Genomic DNA, 16,021 nt, shown 5'->3' with positions numbered 1-16,021 from the left:
GTAGCCGTTGTGACGGGGGGAGGTGGGGGCGCTGCCCCCTCTGGGCCATTGGCCCATTCACCCCCGGGGTATTTCAGACCAGAAAGAAGCTCAGGCCTTGAGCGTGGCCAGCGCCTCAGCAAGGTCGATGGCGCCGTCATAAAGCGCCCGGCCGGAAATGGCGCCATTCAGAGGCGCGCCGCAGGATTTCAGCGCCCTGAGATCATCCAGCGAAGAGACGCCGCCGGAGGCGATCACCGGGATGCTGACAGCATTGGCCAGATCCGCAGTAGCCTCGACATTCGGGCCCTTCATGGCGCCGTCGCGCAGGATGTCGGTGTAGATGATGGCGGCGACACCTGCGTCCTCGAAGCTTTTGGCCAGATCGGTGACCATCACACCGGTTTCCTCGGCCCAGCCTTTGGTCGCGACCTTGCCGTTGCGGGCGTCGATGCCGACGGCGACTTTGCCGGGGAATTCGCGCGCGGCCTCGCGCACCAGATCCGGGTTTTCCACCGCCACGGTGCCCAGGATGACGCGGGCGAGACCCTTGCCGATCCAGCGTTCGATGGTTGCCATGTCGCGGATGCCGCCGCCCAGCTGTGCGGGCACTTTGGTCTGCTTCAGAATCTCCTCGACCGGAGCGGCATTCACCGGCTCCCCGGCAAAGGCGCCGTTCAGATCCACCAGGTGCAGCCATTCGCAGCCCGCTTCGACAAACTCCAGCGCCTGGGCGGCAGGGTTGTCGTTGAACACGGTGGTCTGGTCCATCTCGCCATGCAGCAGGCGCACGGCCTGGCCGTCTTTGAGGTCAATCGCGGGGTAGAGGATCATCCGGGCGGTCCTTCGTGAAATCAAGCTGGCGGTGTTTTGCACAACGCGGGGGCAGATTGCAACGCGACCCGAAGTCAACCTTGCCTTGGATCGGCCAAGAAGGACAGGCTGCCTCCAAAACAGGGAGGAATAGGGATGAAACACCTGATGGCAAGCGCGGTCCTTGCACTGGGGCTGGCAAGTGCGGCGGCGGCGGATCCGGCTGCGGGCCTCTGGCAGACCGAGCCGGGCGATACCGGCGGCTATCTGCATGTGGCGGTCAGCCCCTGCGGTACGGCGGTTTGCGGCACCATTCAGGCGGCTTACAGCGCCGACGGCACCGAGCAGGCAGGCTATGCGCATAAGGGCAAGCGGATGATCTGGGACATGGCAAGCGAGGGCAGCGGCAGCTATTCCGGCGGCAAGATCTGGGCGCCGGATTCCGGCAAGACCTATGCGTCGAAAATGTCTCTCAGCGGCAATGCGCTGACGGTGAAGGGCTGCGTGGCCGGCGGTCTGATCTGCCGCGGCCAGACCTGGTCGCGGGTCAAATAGGCTTAGAACAGCCCCAGCTGCACCGGGATCGGCGCATAGCCGCGCTTAAGCTGCTGGTTCCGGAACCGCTCAAAGATCGCCAGCGCCTCGCCATGGGCGGCGAAATAGGTGCGCTTTTGCGCGCCGCCCGGCGCGTTCAGCGGCCCGGTCGCACGTTCCACGCACCAGTCGCCGAACAGCGTCGGCGTCAGGCTAATCAGGCAATAGCGGTGCTTGCCTTCGGCGTGGTCGTATTTCTCGAAACGGATGTGCAAAGGGGACCCTGAGGCGCAAAAAAAGGTCCGCCCCGTATGCATGGAAGCGGACCTCTTGTCTATTGCTCAATCGGCCGGTTTTTACCGGCCGGTGCGGTCAAACCTCACCGGTGTATTCGCCGCGTGCCGGGTAGTTGTTGGGGATGGCGAAATCCAGCGCCGCCACCAGCTCGGCGAAATGCGGGCGCACAAAGGGCATGGTTTGCACCGCACCGTAATACAGCGTCTGCTCTGGCGTTACCAGAAACAGGCCGGGTTCCGAGAACAGCGCGGGCTCTTCGATGCCGATCGAGGTCTTGCCGCGCGATGTGGAGATATAAAGACCCCATTCCTTGGCGACGGACAGCGGCAGGTCATAGCCGAACCGCAGGTCCTTGGCCTCGATCTTGTCGGCCATGGCGCGGGTGCGCTCCTCGCCGTCCGAGCTGATGGCGATGCAATTGACACCGCGTTCTGCAAAGGCCGCAACCTTCTTCTCGAACTCTTTCAGATAGGTGGCGCACAGCGGGCAGTGCAACCCGCGGTAAAAACACACAACAGTGCCGCGCTCGGTCTGCTCCGAGGACAGATCGAACTGCCCATGGTCCAGGGTCGGCAGTGTCAGGTTCGGGGTCTTCTGGCGGGGGATCAGCATGGGCAAAGTCCTCGTAAGCGGTGGATCATGTGAGTGATGGTTGCCTGACTGTATCGCGCAGGTTACTGTCTCATAAATCCGAAAAACCTGATGGAAACACCGGAAGCATGGACCGCTTGACCACATTAATGGACCGCTTTCAGCTGGCTGTGCGGGCTGCCGGGCCGGGGGAGGCCAATCTGATCGCCCTTGCGGATGCGGCTGGCGAGCCGGTCCGGATACTTTATTACACCCGCGGCCCGCAGCCCCGGCTGGCTGCTGAGACCCTCATGTGGGCGGCGCGGGTGGAATGGTCGGGGCAGAGCAACCCGTTCCTGGCGGCACTGCCGGAAATTGTGGATTACGAGGTCTCCGGCAATGCAGAGGCGCAGGGTCTGGTGCGGCTGATGCAGGAGGAAGCGGAGGGCCAGCACTGCGGCGCGCAATCGGTGATCAACCGGCTGGGCGAGGTGCTGATGGTGCGCCTGCTGCGCAACCGGATCCAGAGAGGCGCCACAGAACCCGGTCTGCTGGCAGGCCTTGCCGACCCGCGCCTCAGCCGCGCCATCGTGGCGATGCATGACCACCCGGGCAGGCTCTGGACCAACTCTGACCTGGCGCAGGAGGCGGGGCTGTCGCTGTCGCGCTTCGCTGAGCTCTTTGGCGCTGAGGTCGGGGAAACGCCGATGGGCTATCTGCGCCGGTGGCGGCTGATCCTGGCGCATCAGGACTTGCAGCGCGGCGACCGGGTCGAGGCGGTGGCGCGCCGCTATGCCTACGGATCCCCCGAAGGCTTCACCCGTGCCTTCCGCAAAGCTTACGGCGTTGCACCGGTTTCGTTGCGCACCGTTGCGGCCTAAAAGCCCTGCAGCTTCTTTCTGGTCCTAAATACCCCTGTCCAGCTGACCGGCAGGCGGCTTTGCCGCCGAGAGGGGAGGCAGCGGCGCGTCAGCGCCGTGCCCTCAGGGTTTCCAGGTCAGGAAGTTGCCGATCAGCCGCAGGCCGGTGGCCTGGCTTTTCTCCGGGTGGAACTGCATGCCGACCATCGTGTCCCGGCCGATCACTGCTGTTACGTCGCCGGCATAATCCACATGCGCCAGCCGTTCGGCCGGGTTGGCCGCGCGGAAATGGTAGGAGTGCACGAAATAGACGTGGTCGCCGGTCTTGATGCCGTCAAACACCGGGTGCTCTGCCTCGATTACCAGATCATTCCAGCCCATGTGGGGCACTTTCAGCGCTGCGTCCGCGGGGGTGATCTTCACCACATCGCCGCCGACCCAGCCCAGGCCCGGGGTTTCTTCGTATTCATGGCCGGTGGTGGCCATCAGCTGCATGCCGACGCAGATGCCCAGGAACGGGCGGCCCTTCTGCTCCACCGCCTCGACCATGGCGTCATAGATGCCCTTGTGGCCGCGCAGCTCAGCCGCGCAGGCCGGAAAGGCACCGTCGCCGGGCAGCACCAGCCGGTCGGCCCGTGCCACCACATCAGCATCCGAGGTCACCACAACCTCGCCCGCATCCATTTCCCGTGCCATGCGCTGAAACGCTTTTTCGGCGGAATGCAGATTGCCGGATTCATAGTCGATGATGGCGGTCAGCATGAACAGGCTCTCCAGGCGGTGTCAGTCTCGCCCGCTGCCTAGCGCAACCGCCGGCCGCTGCCAAGCCTTCAGCGGATGTGCAGCACCTCATCCAAGATTTCCGGCTCCAGCGGCGTGCCATCCGCGGTGGCGGCGTGCTGCCGGAAGGTCTTGAAACCCGGCGGCACCATGGCGCCGCGCACTGCATCGTCCAGAAAGATGTACTTGCTGTTGTCCGGTGCGAATTCAAACCAGCCGGGATCGTCGAACGTGCCGGCATAGACCCCCAGCCGGTCGGGCCAGCGTTGGAATGTCAGGTGGGTCTTGGTGCCGCAGGCGGCGCAGAAATGCACGTTCACTTCCTTGCCGCTGCCAGCCGAGACATGAACGTAGCGGGAAGGGTCCCCTTTGCTCAACTGAAACTGCGCGGTGTCAAAGATCGGCTCTATCATGCCGAGTGCCCCGGTGGCCCGCTGGCAAAAGCGGCAGAAACAGGCTGTCACCCACAGCGGATCGCCGGCCACCTGGTAACGCAATCCGCCGCACAGGCAGCCGCCGTCATGAACATGCATTGAGAACGCTCCCCGCAAAAACAACTGCAGGGAGCATATCACAGATCAGGCGTTACAGCGCCCCTTTGGTCGAGGGGATCGCATCCGCCTTGCGCGGATCGGTTTCCACTGCCAGCCGCAGCGCCCGCGCCACCGCCTTGAACGCGGCCTCGGCAATATGATGGCTGTTGAACCCATGCAGCTGGTCGATGTGCAAGGTGATGCCGCCGTGGGTGCTGAGCGCCTGGAAGAACTCCCGCACCAGCTCGGTGTCAAAGGCGCCGATCTTCTGGGTCGGCAGTTCCACATTCCAGATCAGGAACGGGCGCGCCGACAGGTCCAGCGCGCAGCGCACCTGTGCGTCATCCATCGGCAGGTGGCACTCGCCATAGCGGCGGATGCCCTTCTTGTCCCCCAGTGCCTGCACCAGCGCCTGACCCAGCGCGATGCCGGTGTCCTCCACCGTGTGGTGGTCGTCGATGTGGTAATCGCCCTTGGCGCGGATGGTCATGTCGATCAGCGAATGGCGCGCCAGCTGGTCCAGCATGTGGTCAAAGAATCCAACCCCGGTCTGGTTGTCGTAAACCCCGGTGCCGTCGAGGTTGATCTCGACCGAGATATCGGTTTCCGCGGTTTTGCGGGTTACGCTGGCTGTACGCATCTGCGGGCTGTCCTTCCTCAAGCTGCGAGGCGCTTATAGGGCGGGCAGGGGGAGCGGCTCAAGTGCGCCATTGTGCAATGGCGGCAATCTGTTGCAGCAATCCCGGACTCTTGCGCCCCGCGGCAGCGCGTGCGAGCTTGGGCACAAACAATTGTTCAGCCACAAGGGGCACTCATGTCCACCTGCGTCTTTGTCCAGATCCGCTGCAAGCCCGGCACCACCTACAAGGTGGCCGAGGAGATTGCTCTGCGCGAAATCCACTCCGAACTCTACTCCACCAGCGGCAATTTCGACTTGCTGATGAAGCTCTACATCCCCACCGGCGAAGATGTCGGCAAATACATCAACGAACAGCTTCTGCCGATTGACGGGATCGAGCGTTCACTGACCACGATGACCTTCAAGGTCTTCTGATCCAAAAAACAAAGCCCCCCGCAGCGATACCTGCCGCGAGGGGCTTTGAGGGTCCCCGGTCCCCATCGGAACTCATGGCCGGAACAGGCGCCCGGTCTGCGTTTCAGCAGGGAGAGATTCGCTGCAAAGCCTTTACAGGTTCAAAAGCGGAACCTTGCGGCGGTGTGTCTTGCGGAGGAGCCGGCAATGCCGGAACGGCGCGTCATTGTGAAAATCTCAGTCTGAAACAAACTGCGCCTAGTGTAGCGGATTTTTGCCGGAATTTCAGAAAAATCTGCCATCCGGCTTGCAATCGCCTTTAGCGCTTTGGTTTCAGCCGTTTAAAGGTTAACGCCCCGGCAGAACCGGGGCGTTTCACGGAAACTTGTTTGCTTCAGCCTGCAACCAGACCCTTGTCCTTGAGGTCTGCGTAGGTGGCGTCGATGGCCTTTTTCATCCGCGCCAGCATGTCGTCGGCCTCATCTTTGGTGATGATGATCGGCGGGCACAGCGCCACGGCATTGCCGGCCACCGCCCGGATGATCAGGCCGTTGGCCTCGCAGGCCTTCTGCGCTGTCGCGCCGGCGATGCCCTTGTCGAAGCTGGCACCGGTGGTCTTGTTCGACACCAGTTCCAGCGCCGCGATCAGGCCTTTGCCGCGCACTTCGCCGACCAGCGGGTGATCGGTGAAGATCTCGCGGAGCTGCGCCTGCATATGCGCGCCGACCTCTGCTGCGTGCTCAAACAGGTTGTCGCGCTCATAGATCTCCAGCGTTTTCAGCGCCGCTGCACAGGCCGCCGGGTGGCCCGAGTAGGTGTATCCATGGCCGAACACGCCAACCTCATTGGTCTGGTCGATCATCGCCTCATACATGTAGCCCGGGATCACCGAGGCCGAGATCGGGAAATAGGCCGACGACAGCTGCTTGGCGAATGTCATCAGATCCGGCTTGATGCCCATGGTGGTGCAGCCGAAGTCCGCGCCGGTACGGCCAAAGCCGGTGATCACCTCATCGGCCCAGACCAGGATGCCATGCTTGCGCAACAGCGCCTGCAGCTTCTCGTAATAGCCCTCCGGCGGCACGATCACGCCTGAGGCACCAGTGATCGGCTCGACAATCATCGCGGCAATGGTGTCGGGATCTTCGGCCAGGATCTGCTCTTCCAGGTTATTGATGATCCGGTCGACAAACTGTTCCTCGGTCTCATTGCCCTGACGGCCGGTGTAATAGTGCGGCGAATCCGAGCGCAGGATCGACAGCGCCTCCAGCGGCGCGTCGAAATGCGCGAGGTTGGCGGGCAGGGAGGTCAGCGAGCCTGCCGCCACCGTCACCCCGTGATAGCCGCGCTCGCGGGTGATGATCTTGCGCTTCTCCGGCTTGCCGATGGCGTTGAAGTAGTAGCGCAGCATCTTGTAGTGCGTGTCGTTGGCGTCTGAGCCGGAGTTGCCAAAAAAGATGTAGGCGTCCTCTACCGGCACCATCGCCTTCAGCTTCTCGGCCAGCTGCATGATCGGCTCATGGGTCTTGCCGCCGAAGGTGTGCGAGAACGGCAGCTTGTGCAGCTGCTCTGTGATCGCGTCCATCACCTCGGTATTGCTGTAGCCCAGCGAGGTGCACCACAGGCCCGCCAGCCCTTCGATGTATTTGTTGCCGTCGGTGTCATAGACATAGATGCCTTCGCCGCGGTCCAGGCACAGCTGCTCGGTCGCGGTGAAGTTGGTGGTGGGATAGATGACTGGGGCCATGGCCAAACTCCTTGCACGAACCGCCCCTCAAATGACCTAAGGGGCGCCTTTGCCGTAGCATTGGCCGGCTTTGCATCGCAGGTCAAAAGGAATTTGATCAAATTATGCGCGTAGCCTTGAAAAAGCGAAAGGCCGCCCCGGAGGGCGGCCTTTTCGGTTCCAAATGGAGCGGGCGATGAGATTCGAACTCACGACCCTTACCTTGGCAAGGTAATGCTCTACCCCTGAGCTACGCCCGCGCTGCCATTCGGTGAGGCGGTGAATAGGAAATCCGGGGCTGCACCGCAAGCGGAAAATGACAGGAAGGTAAAGAAAATGCCGAGGGTCCGGAGGCGGTCCGGCGGCGGCCTGAAAACCAAAAAGCCGCCCCAAAGGGCGGCCTTTTCGGTTTCGAATGGAGCGGGCGATGAGATTCGAACTCACGACCCTTACCTTGGCAAGGTAATGCTCTACCCCTGAGCTACGCCCGCGCTGCCATTCGGTGAGGCGGTATGTAGGGCTTTCCCCATGGGGCTGCAAGCGGAAAAATGAAAAACCGCGCAAGCAACTGTGGATAAACCTAATTTTGCTTATCCAGGAAGTTGCGCAGCCGCACCTCCAGCTCTTCCTGGTCCTTGGTCTCGCATTCCCAGACGGTCAGCACTTGCCACCCTGCACCTTCCAGCGCGGCCAGATGCTCGGCGTCGCGTTCCACATTGCGCAGCAGCTTGGGTTCCCAATAGTCCCGCCGCGAAGAGGGGATGCGGCCGTCGCGGCAGTCATGCAGATGCCAGAAGCAGCCATGCACAAAGATCACCTTGCGCCGCGGCCCGAACACCAGGTCCGGCTTGCCGGGCAGGTCCTTGCGGTGCAGCCGGTAGCGGAACCCCATCCCGTGTACCAAGCGGCGCACCAGCATCTCCGGCTTGGTGTGTTTGGCGCGGATCCTGGCCATATTGGCGCTGCGCCGCTCGGGTGTCAGGGTGTCGGCCATTCCACGTGATGCCTGGATTGTTCCACCATGCGGGCATGGTAGCTGCTTTCAATCCGGCAGGAAATAAAGGCGCTGGCCGGGCAGGGCGGCAGCTCCAGCGCCTTGATCAGCTGGGCATCCTTCTGGCCTTCCAGCAGCACGATCTGTTCGCGCGCCAGAATATCCCGGGTGCCGTGGCCGCCGTCTGCCCGGATCCGGCGCATGAAGTCCTTCTGCTGTGCCACGGCCTCCACCGCGTCGCGGTGAATCGGCTGGCGCTGGATCAGCCGGAACAGCTGCGCCATGCGTTCATTGCCGGTGGCGGCGGCAAAGATCTGCTCCACCGCCTCTGCATCCGCGGTGCGCCAGAAATTCGCCGGGTAGGGGTGATCTTTGAACAGCCAGAAAATATGCTTGAACCCTTCGGCCGAGATGCTGCGCTTGGCGTCCTTGTTCTGGCCCCGGGTCAGATAGTCCGGGCGGGCCTTGATCAGACCCAGATAACAGCGCGCCCGCGCCTCATCCGCAGCCACCAGCAGGCAGACGCTGTCCAGCGCCTCGGTCGGGATCATCCAGTTTGTGCCCATGGTGTGCTTGATATCGACATCGTGGTCCAGAATCTCGGTGTCCAGCCGCCCCTTTTTCACACCCAGCAGCGCCCGCAGCTCGATCTCGACCCGCGTGCCGATATAGGTCTTCTCTGTCTTTTCCAGATCCTCATAGGCGCGCCGCCCGGTCTTGGGCGTCATGATCACATCGTCGATGCAGCGCCGCAGCATCTGCGGCACATCATACTCCAGCGCCAGCGCGCCGCCGGCGCGTGTGGTGATTTCGGCCATTAGCTCAAACAGCAGGCCGAAATCCGGGTGGCCCGGCACAACAAGGCTGTCGGGAAGTTTCTGTTTCATATTGTGTCCCGCCGGGCCGGGCACAGCCCTCGGCTCTGAAATGGCAGAGGGGTTTTACGCCCGCACAGCATGCAGGTTCGGCTTGGCAATCGCCGCCTTCAGCTCGCGTGCCACCGCTTCCGCCACCGGCGGCGGGAAGGCATTGCCGACCTGGCGGTAGGCATTGGTCTTGGCGCCGGTGAAATGCCATTCGTCGGGGAAGCCCTGAATACGCGCCACCATCCGCACCGTGAGGCGCGGCATGTCGTTGTGGAACGGGTCCGGAGCCTCGTTGGCGATGGTGCGCCCCTCGACCCCCAGCGCCGCCCAGGCGCGCCGCGCCCGGGTCGGGCCCAGATCCGGGCCGCCGTGTTTCTTGGAGCCGCCGACGATGGTCGGCGCAATCTCATCCGCCTTGGCCGCCCAATCCTCAGCCCCGCGCCAGCCGCGTTCCTTCATCAGATCGATCAGCGTCGCGCCCACGGTCGGCGGATTATGCGGCAGCGGCTCGGGCCAATTGAACTGGCCTGCAAACTCCTTGCGCAGGGCGACAATCGCCACTCGCGGCCGCAGCTGCGGCACCCCGAAGTCAGAGGCATTCAGCAGCCGCCAGTCGGTCTCGTACCCCAGCTTCGACAGCTGTTTCTTCAGTTTCTCCCGGTAGTCGGAGAACACTGCATCCAGAAATCCGCGCACGTTTTCAATCATCACCGCGCGGGGGCGGGTGGCATCAACGATCTCGATCGCGTCGTCGAACAGGTTGCGCTCGTCTTTCTCGCCCAGCTGCTTGCCGGCCACCGAAAACGGCGGGCAGGGCAGGCCGCCTGCCAGAAGGTCGATGCCCTTGTAGTCACCGGCAACGTCCTTGAACTTGCGCACGTCTTCTTCCAGCACGTTCCACTGAGGGCGGTTGTGGCGCAGGGTGGCACAGCAATGCTTGTCGATCTCCACCAGCGCAGTGTGGTCAAAGCCTGCCTTTTCCAGCCCAAGGGCCTGGCCGCCCGCACCTGCGCATAGTTCTACCGATGTCAGCATTCTGCTCTGCCTGTCCGTTCGCGTTCTTGCTCTGTTCCTAAGCGATAAGGTGATTCCGCACAAGGATTTCCGCCCCGGCCAGACTATGCGCAATTGCTGAAAAGCGAAAGGCCGCCCCGAGGGACGGCCTGTTCGTTTTCCGATGGAGCGGGCGATGAGATTCGAACTCACGACCCTTACCTTGGCAAGGTAATGCTCTACCCCTGAGCTACGCCCGCGCTGCCATCCGGTGAGCGGTGGAATAGGGTCTCCGGGCCCAGGCTGCAAGCGGAAAAAACATCCCGGATGAAAAAAATCTTTCAAAGCTGCGACGGAACGGGCGGGCAGGGGCGTTTCATTTCCAAACAGCCGGATTTGCAACGGGAGAGTTGGTGAAATGCTTTTGAAAGACGGTATTCGTATTGGCAGTCTGAGCGCGGCAATTGCGTTGGGCATGGCCCTGCAGGCAGCACCGCAGAAACAGGCGGATTGGACAGACCGGTTCGAGGAAATCAAGCCGGTGCAGGTTGAAACCGCAGAATTGCCCCAGGTTCTGGAGCGCCCGGTCTAAGGCGGCACTGCTTCCGAAACTGCCAGATTGTCACTTCGCTTCGATCTTCAGCTTCTTCATTGCCTTCAGCATCTCGGCATCGACCAGTTTCTGAAGCTTCTTGTCCTTCTCCACCGCCTTGGCGGCCATATCGGTCAGCTGGCTCTCGCTTTCCTTGCCCGAAGCCGCACTGATCACCGCCCCATAACCCGCTTTCAGCGTCTCATCGCTGACCTTGTTGGACACTTCAGCCCACAGTTTCGCTTTCAGCGTATTGGGGATCTTGTTGTCCTTGGCCAGCTTGGCAAAGCGGTCGGGCAGGATCTTGCCCTGCAGCATGTCCTTGTTCTTATAGGCCCATTTCTTCTGGAACCCACCCAGGTTCTTGACCAGCCCGCCCAATAGCGCCGAATAGAGCACGCTTTGGACCGCGTCGTTGAAGTCCTTCTCGGTTGGCGCCTTGCCGGATTTGGCGATCTTCCCGACCACTTTGATCGCCTCGCCGATTGCCGATTTGATCACCTCCTGACCGGAGCCCGCGATGTAGTTGGAAATAAATTTCTCCAGCTGCTTGGTGGCCATAAAGGGCACCTTCGAGGCCAGCCGCGGTGCCACTGCCTTGGCCATGTCGTCGCAGAACCCCAGCGGGATCTTGCTGCCGATGCCCGCTGTCAGCCCGCCGATAGTGCCGTCGATGACAATGGACTGCACCGAGGACCACACGGTCACTTTCTGGCCGCTGGCGTGTTTGCCCAATTCCTGGCTGGCGCTCTGCAGCACACCCACGCCCGCGCCAGAGACCACCGCAGCCGAGCCCGCGCTCATGCCGGCGCCAGTGACCAGCACCGGCGCCGCCAGCGCGCCCACCACCGCAAAACACACGGCTGAACTGACCATCAGAACCGTGCCGGTGGTCTGGGCCGAGCCGGTGAACTCTTTCAGGAACCGCAGCAGGTCGTCGCTGAAGGCATTGATCGCCTTTTCCGCCGCAGGCAGCGCCTCGTCGATCTGTTTCAGATCCTTCGACGACATTGCCCGCTCCAGCTTGCCTGCCGCGCTGATTGAGCGGGTTGCCAGCTTGTTGTCGGGCATCTTGACCGACCCCGCCTTGATGATGATTGCCTGCGCCACGGCGTTCAGAACCCCGTCCTTGATCATCGCGGTGTCGAGATAGCTCTGATAGGTTTCCAGGCAGGATTTCTGGTTTTTGATCAGCGACTTCATGTAGGGCGTCAGGTTCTTGATCACCTCCGCCTTCAGCTTGTCGTATTCCTTCTGGGTGACCAGGATCTTCTTGCCGCGGAAGGTCACCTCCAGCTTGGGTTCCTTCGCCGCCTTTTCCTCGGCGGCCACTTGGGCTTTGAACTTGGGCAGCAGCGCCGTGACCGTGCGCCCGCCCGGATCCACCACATGGTCGGGCCGCTTGAAACCGATCTTCTTCTGATAGGTGCCGATTGCCTTCAGCAGCCCCGCATCAACCTTCTTGGAGGTGCCCAGCGGGCCGATCTTGTTGGCCTCCAGCATCCGGCGGACCAGCAGCACATCGTCGCCTTTGTTCTTGACCGGTTTGCCTTCACTTTCACGGGGGGATTGCCCCACAGGGGCGGAGAGCTTGGGAACAGCCATCAGAAACCTCAAAACAAATCAACTTGCTTTGAGTTTTGGAGCGCCCGGCCTGCAGGTCAAGTTTAAGGATAATAAAATGCGCCGGCAGGCCGGAAGCCGGCGCCGGCGCGGTTCAGCTTACCAGCCCGCCGGCAGGGGATGCTTCGACAGCAACTGTTCCATCTGTGCCCGGTTTTCCTCGTCCAAATGCGGCACCATCACCCGGGTGGTGAAATTGCCGTACAGCTCCGAGCCGGTAAACAGGCTCCAATCGCGCAGGTCTGTCCGGTCGAAATTCACAATATCGCCAAAGTGCTTGCCAGGGAGATCATTGGGTTCATTGGCCAGTCTGCCGGTCATCCCGCCATCTGCTGCAAGGGTAATTTGGTCCACCCAAATGTTCTCGTGGCCATAGCTGGTTTTCAGCGCCACCTTGACCATGGCGCCGTCGGCCGCCTTGCCTTGGCTGTCGAGGACATGGGCAAAGAAGGAGTCCATAGAGCCCTGGGCCGAGGCGATAGCGGCATTCATTTCCGCATCGCTCGTTTCGAATTGAATGACCGGATCACCGGCTGCAGCAGCGGTCGCGCCAAGGGCCAGAGCGGCCGACAAAAGCAATGGCTTAATCATTTGAAACTCCCAAAAAGAAAAGCTGCGGCCAAAGGCTGGCCGCAGCTTGAACTTTAATGCTGATCCGCTGGCTTATTCCAGCTCGATCAGCAGATCTTTTGCGTCGATCTGGCCGCCTGCGTTGACATGGACGGCTTTGACCACTGCATCGCGCTCGGCGTGGATGCCGGTCTCCATCTTCATCGCTTCGATGGTCAGCAGCATGTCGCCTTCGTGCACCTGCTGGCCTGCCTGAACCGCCACGCTCGCCACAACACCGGGCATCGGCGCGCCGACGTGGTTGGGGTTGCCGGCTTCCGCCTTGGGGTTGGCTTGGGTCGAGGCTTTGACCAGGCGGTTCGGCACCCGGATCACGCGCGGCTGGCCATTCAGCTCGAAGAAGACCTTCACCTCGCCCTTCTCGTCGGTCTCACCGACCGCCTGCAGACGGATTTCCAGGGTCTTGCCCGGATCGATCTCAGCGGTGATCTCGTCGCCCGGCTCCATACCGTAGAAGAAGGTCTTGGTCGGCAGGGCGCGGACCGGGCCGTACTGGCGGTGGCGGCCCATGTAGTCCAGGAACACCTTGGGATACATCAGGTAGCCGTTCAGATCCTCGTCATCGACGGCAAAGCCTTCCAGCTCTTTCGACAGTTCCGCGCGGACCGCTTCCAGGTCGACCGGCTCCAGATGGGCGCCGGGGCGCTCGACATTCGGGGCTTCGCCTTTCAGCACCTTGGAGACGATGCCTTCCGGGAAGCCGCCCGGAGGCTGGCCCAGGTTGCCGCGCATCATGTCGACAACCGAGTCCGGGAAGGCCACGTCGGTTTCCGGGCTTTCCACCTCATCGCGGGTCAGGCCCTGGGACACCATCATCAGCGCCATGTCGCCAACCACCTTGGACGACGGGGTCACCTTCACGATATCGCCGAACATCTGGTTCACGTCGGCATAGGTCTGCGCCACGTCGGCCCATTTCTCTTCCAGGCCCAGCGAGCGCGCCTGCGCCTTCAGGTTGGTGAACTGGCCGCCCGGCATCTCGTGCAGGTAAACCTCGGAGGCCGGTGCCGCGAGGCCCGACTCAAAGGCCGCATACTGGCCGCGCACCTGCTCCCAGTAACCGGAGATCTCGCGCACTTTGGCGATGTCGATGCCGGTGTCGCGGTCGGTGTTGCGCAGGCCCTCGACAATCGAGCCGAGGCAGGGCTGCGAGGTGCCGCCCGAGAAGGCGTCCATCGCTGCATCCACCGCGTCGACGCCCGCATCCGCGGCCGCCAGGATGGTGGCGCCGGCAATGCCGGAGGTGTCGTGGGTGTGGAAGTGGACCGGCAGGCCGACCTCTTCCTTCAGCGCCTTGATCAGCACCCGCGCCGAGGCCGGCTTCAAGAGGCCCGCCATGTCTTTCAGACCCAGGATATGGGCGCCTGCGGCCTCCATCTCCTTCGCCATGCCGACATAATACTTGAGGTCGTACTTGGAGCGGTTCGGATCCAGGATGTCGCCGGTATAGCAGACGGTGCCTTCGCAGACCTTGCCGCTCTCGACCACGGCGTCCATGGCAACGCGCATGTTTTCAACCCAGTTCAGCGAGTCGAAGACGCGGAACACGTCGACACCGGTCTCCGCCGCCTGGCGCACAAACTCCTGCACCACATTGTCCGGATAGTTGGTGTAGCCGACGCCGTTGGAGGCGCGCAGCAGCATCTGGGTCATCAGGTTCGGCATCCGCTCGCGCAGGTCGCGCAGGCGCTGCCAGGGGCATTCCTGCAGGAAGCGGTAGGCCACGTCAAAGGTCGCACCGCCCCAGCATTCCACCGAGAACAGCTGGTTCAGATGCTGCGCATAGGCCGGCGCCACTTTGATCATGTCGATCGAGCGCATCCGGGTCGCGAGCAGCGACTGGTGGCCGTCGCGCATGGTGGTGTCGGTGAGCAGCAGCTGGCGCTGCGCCTTCATCCAGTCGGCAACGGCCTGGGCGCCTTTCTGCTCCAGAAGGTTGCGGGTGCCGTAGGGCAGGTTGCCCGGCTCGGCATGCGGCGCGCGCGGCTCCTTCAGGTCGGCAGCGGGTGCCGCGCGGCCTTCGGTCTCCGGGTGGCCGTTCACGGTGATGTCGGCGATATAGGTCAGCACCTTGGTGCCGCGGTCGCGCCGCTTCTTGAAGCTGAACAGGTCCGGGGTCTCGTCGATGAATTTGGTGGTGTATTCATTCGACAGGAAGGTCGGGTGCTTCAGCAGGTTCTCAACAAACGCGATGTTGGTCGACACGCCGCGGACCCGGAACTCGCGCAGCGCGCGGTCCATGCGGGCAATCGCCTTCTCCGGCGTCGGCGCCCAGGCAGTGACCTTGGTCAGCAGCGAGTCATAATAACGGGTGATCACGCCGCCCGCATATGCGGTGCCGCCGTCCAGGCGGATGCCCATGCCGGTGGCCGAGCGGTAGGCGGTGATGCGGCCGTAATCCGGGATGAAGTTGTTCAGCGGATCCTCGGTGGTGACGCGCGTCTGCAGCGCGTGGCCGTTGAGGCGGATATCAGCCTGGCTGGCCTTGCCGGTGGCTTCGGCAATCGGTTTGCCTTCGGCGATCAGGATCTGCGCCTGCACGATGTCGATGCCGGTGACCTCTTCGGTCACGGTATGCTCCACCTGCACCCGCGGGTTCACTTCGATGAAGTAGAACTTGCCCGACTCCATATCCATCAGGAATTCGACGGTGCCCGCGCATTCATAGTTCACATGGGCGCAGATCTTGCGGCCCAGGTCGCAGAGCTCGGCGCGCTGCTCTTCCGACAGATAGGGGGCAGGGGCGCGCTCGACCACTTTCTGGTTGCGGCGCTGCACCGAGCAGTCGCGCTCCCACAGGTGATAGATCTCACCATGCTTGTCGCCGAGGATCTGCACCTCGACGTGGCGGGCGCGGGTGATCATCTTTTCCAGATAGCCCTCGCCGTTGCCAAAGGCGGCTTCCGCTTCGCGGCGCCCCTCAAGCACCTTCTCTTCCAGCTCCGCTTCGCCCAGGATCGGGCGCATGCCGCGGCCGCCGCCGCCCCAGGAGGCTTTCAGCATCAAGGGATAGCCGATTTCCTTGGCTTCCTTGCGGATCGCGTCCATGTCGTCGCCCAGCACCTCGGTCGCCGGGATAACCGGCACGCCCGCGGCAATCGCCACTTTCCGCGCCGAGGCCTTGTCGCCAAGCGCCCGCATGGTCTCTGCCTTGGGGCCGATGAAGGTGATGCCGTTCCGCGCGCAGGCATCCACAAA

17 protein-coding genes and 3 tRNA genes are annotated in these 16,021 nt (G+C 62.6%); 4 read left to right on the top strand and 16 right to left on the bottom strand.

What is annotated here, in order from left to right; translation table 11 throughout:
* Positions 1 to 90: 90 nt before the first annotated feature.
* The gene (gene hisA / locus RA20_RS23075; RefSeq protein WP_039134660.1) at positions 91 to 813 is read right to left on the bottom strand and encodes a 1-(5-phosphoribosyl)-5-[(5-phosphoribosylamino)methylideneamino]imidazole-4-carboxamide isomerase; all 723 of its coding nucleotides are present in this window, start codon (positions 811 to 813) and stop codon (positions 91 to 93) included.
* A gap of 135 nt (positions 814 to 948) precedes the next feature.
* Between hisA and RA20_RS23070 the strand changes: the two genes are divergently transcribed.
* A complete protein-coding gene (locus RA20_RS23070) occupies positions 949 to 1,347 on the top strand; it encodes a DUF2147 domain-containing protein (RefSeq protein ID WP_039134657.1) in 399 nt (132 codons plus the stop codon).
* Between the two features lie 2 nt (positions 1,348 to 1,349).
* Here RA20_RS23070 and RA20_RS23065 read toward each other — a convergent pair whose 3' ends face one another.
* Together RA20_RS23065 and RA20_RS23060 are read right to left on the bottom strand one after the other, a co-directional pair.
* Positions 1,350 to 1,601 (bottom strand): WGR domain-containing protein, encoded by a 252-nt coding sequence (locus RA20_RS23065; protein ID WP_039134654.1) that lies wholly within the window; start codon positions 1,599 to 1,601, stop codon positions 1,350 to 1,352.
* Positions 1,602 to 1,698: 97 nt separating this feature from the next.
* Positions 1,699 to 2,235, bottom strand: coding sequence for a peroxiredoxin-like family protein (locus RA20_RS23060; protein ID WP_039134651.1), 537 nt, complete (start codon positions 2,233 to 2,235; stop codon positions 1,699 to 1,701).
* Between the two features lie 107 nt (positions 2,236 to 2,342).
* Between RA20_RS23060 and RA20_RS23055 the strand changes: the two genes are divergently transcribed.
* Complete coding sequence (locus tag RA20_RS23055) at positions 2,343 to 3,074, top strand: AraC family transcriptional regulator (RefSeq protein ID WP_039134648.1); 732 nt, start codon at positions 2,343 to 2,345, stop codon at positions 3,072 to 3,074.
* 102 nt (positions 3,075 to 3,176) lie between these two features.
* Here RA20_RS23055 and hisH read toward each other — a convergent pair whose 3' ends face one another.
* The 3 genes from hisH to hisB all read right to left on the bottom strand — a co-directional run bounded on the left by hisH (position 3,177) and on the right by hisB (position 5,006).
* A complete protein-coding gene (gene hisH, locus RA20_RS23050; protein WP_039134645.1) occupies positions 3,177 to 3,815 on the bottom strand; it encodes an imidazole glycerol phosphate synthase subunit HisH in 639 nt (212 codons plus the stop codon).
* 68 nt (positions 3,816 to 3,883) lie between these two features.
* Positions 3,884 to 4,366, bottom strand: a complete 483-nt coding sequence (locus RA20_RS23045; RefSeq protein ID WP_052249144.1) for a GFA family protein — start codon at positions 4,364 to 4,366, stop codon at positions 3,884 to 3,886.
* A 52-nt stretch (positions 4,367 to 4,418) separates the two neighbouring features.
* Complete coding sequence (gene hisB, locus RA20_RS23040) at positions 4,419 to 5,006, bottom strand: imidazoleglycerol-phosphate dehydratase HisB (RefSeq protein ID WP_039134642.1); 588 nt, start codon at positions 5,004 to 5,006, stop codon at positions 4,419 to 4,421.
* 174 nt (positions 5,007 to 5,180) lie between these two features.
* Between hisB and RA20_RS23035 the strand changes: the two genes are divergently transcribed.
* Complete coding sequence (locus tag RA20_RS23035) at positions 5,181 to 5,420, top strand: Lrp/AsnC family transcriptional regulator (RefSeq protein WP_039134640.1); 240 nt, start codon at positions 5,181 to 5,183, stop codon at positions 5,418 to 5,420.
* 373 nt (positions 5,421 to 5,793) lie between these two features.
* Here RA20_RS23035 and RA20_RS23030 read toward each other — a convergent pair whose 3' ends face one another.
* The 7 genes from RA20_RS23030 to RA20_RS23000 form a co-directional block, all read right to left on the bottom strand.
* Positions 5,794 to 7,146 carry an aminotransferase gene (locus RA20_RS23030; protein WP_039134638.1) on the bottom strand — a complete coding sequence of 451 codons (1,353 nt, stop codon included), beginning with the start codon at positions 7,144 to 7,146 and terminating at the stop codon, positions 5,794 to 5,796.
* Positions 7,147 to 7,310: 164 nt separating this feature from the next.
* A tRNA-Gly gene (locus tag RA20_RS23025) sits at positions 7,311 to 7,385 on the bottom strand.
* Between the two features lie 156 nt (positions 7,386 to 7,541).
* Positions 7,542 to 7,616 (bottom strand) — tRNA-Gly (locus RA20_RS23020).
* A gap of 89 nt (positions 7,617 to 7,705) precedes the next feature.
* Positions 7,706 to 8,119: a very short patch repair endonuclease gene (locus RA20_RS23015; protein WP_039134636.1), complete on the bottom strand. Its 414-nt coding sequence runs from the start codon at positions 8,117 to 8,119 to the stop codon at positions 7,706 to 7,708.
* Entirely contained in the window at positions 8,104 to 9,006 is a 903-nt protein-coding gene (locus RA20_RS23010; protein ID WP_039134635.1) for a NaeI family type II restriction endonuclease, read from the bottom strand. The genes RA20_RS23015 and RA20_RS23010 overlap by 16 nt, the downstream gene beginning before the upstream one ends.
* 54 nt (positions 9,007 to 9,060) lie before the next feature.
* Positions 9,061 to 10,020: a DNA cytosine methyltransferase gene (locus RA20_RS23005; RefSeq protein WP_039134632.1), complete on the bottom strand. Its 960-nt coding sequence runs from the start codon at positions 10,018 to 10,020 to the stop codon at positions 9,061 to 9,063.
* 143 nt (positions 10,021 to 10,163) lie between these two features.
* Positions 10,164 to 10,238 (bottom strand) — tRNA-Gly (locus RA20_RS23000).
* A 158-nt stretch (positions 10,239 to 10,396) separates the two neighbouring features.
* Between RA20_RS23000 and RA20_RS25925 the strand changes: the two genes are divergently transcribed.
* Complete coding sequence (locus RA20_RS25925) at positions 10,397 to 10,570, top strand: hypothetical protein (protein ID WP_193748905.1); 174 nt, start codon at positions 10,397 to 10,399, stop codon at positions 10,568 to 10,570.
* Between the two features lie 30 nt (positions 10,571 to 10,600).
* Here the strand turns inward: RA20_RS25925 and RA20_RS22995 are convergent, their stop codons facing one another.
* From RA20_RS22995 to pyc, 3 genes are all read right to left on the bottom strand, one after another.
* Positions 10,601 to 12,175, bottom strand: a complete 1,575-nt coding sequence (locus RA20_RS22995) for a hypothetical protein (RefSeq protein ID WP_039134628.1) — start codon at positions 12,173 to 12,175, stop codon at positions 10,601 to 10,603.
* Positions 12,176 to 12,292: 117 nt separating this feature from the next.
* Positions 12,293 to 12,784, bottom strand: a complete 492-nt coding sequence (locus RA20_RS24825; protein WP_082018105.1) for a DUF2314 domain-containing protein — start codon at positions 12,782 to 12,784, stop codon at positions 12,293 to 12,295.
* 72 nt (positions 12,785 to 12,856) lie between these two features.
* The coding region (gene pyc / locus RA20_RS22985; protein WP_039134625.1) for a pyruvate carboxylase at positions 12,857 to 16,021 on the bottom strand (3,165 nt) is incomplete at its 5' end.

This window comes from Leisingera sp. ANG-Vp (genome assembly GCF_000813725.1).
Classification (GTDB): Bacteria; Pseudomonadota; Alphaproteobacteria; order Rhodobacterales; family Rhodobacteraceae; genus Leisingera.
Note: the sequence above shows the minus strand (reverse complement) of the source record. Positions and strands in the feature narration are given on the sequence as shown.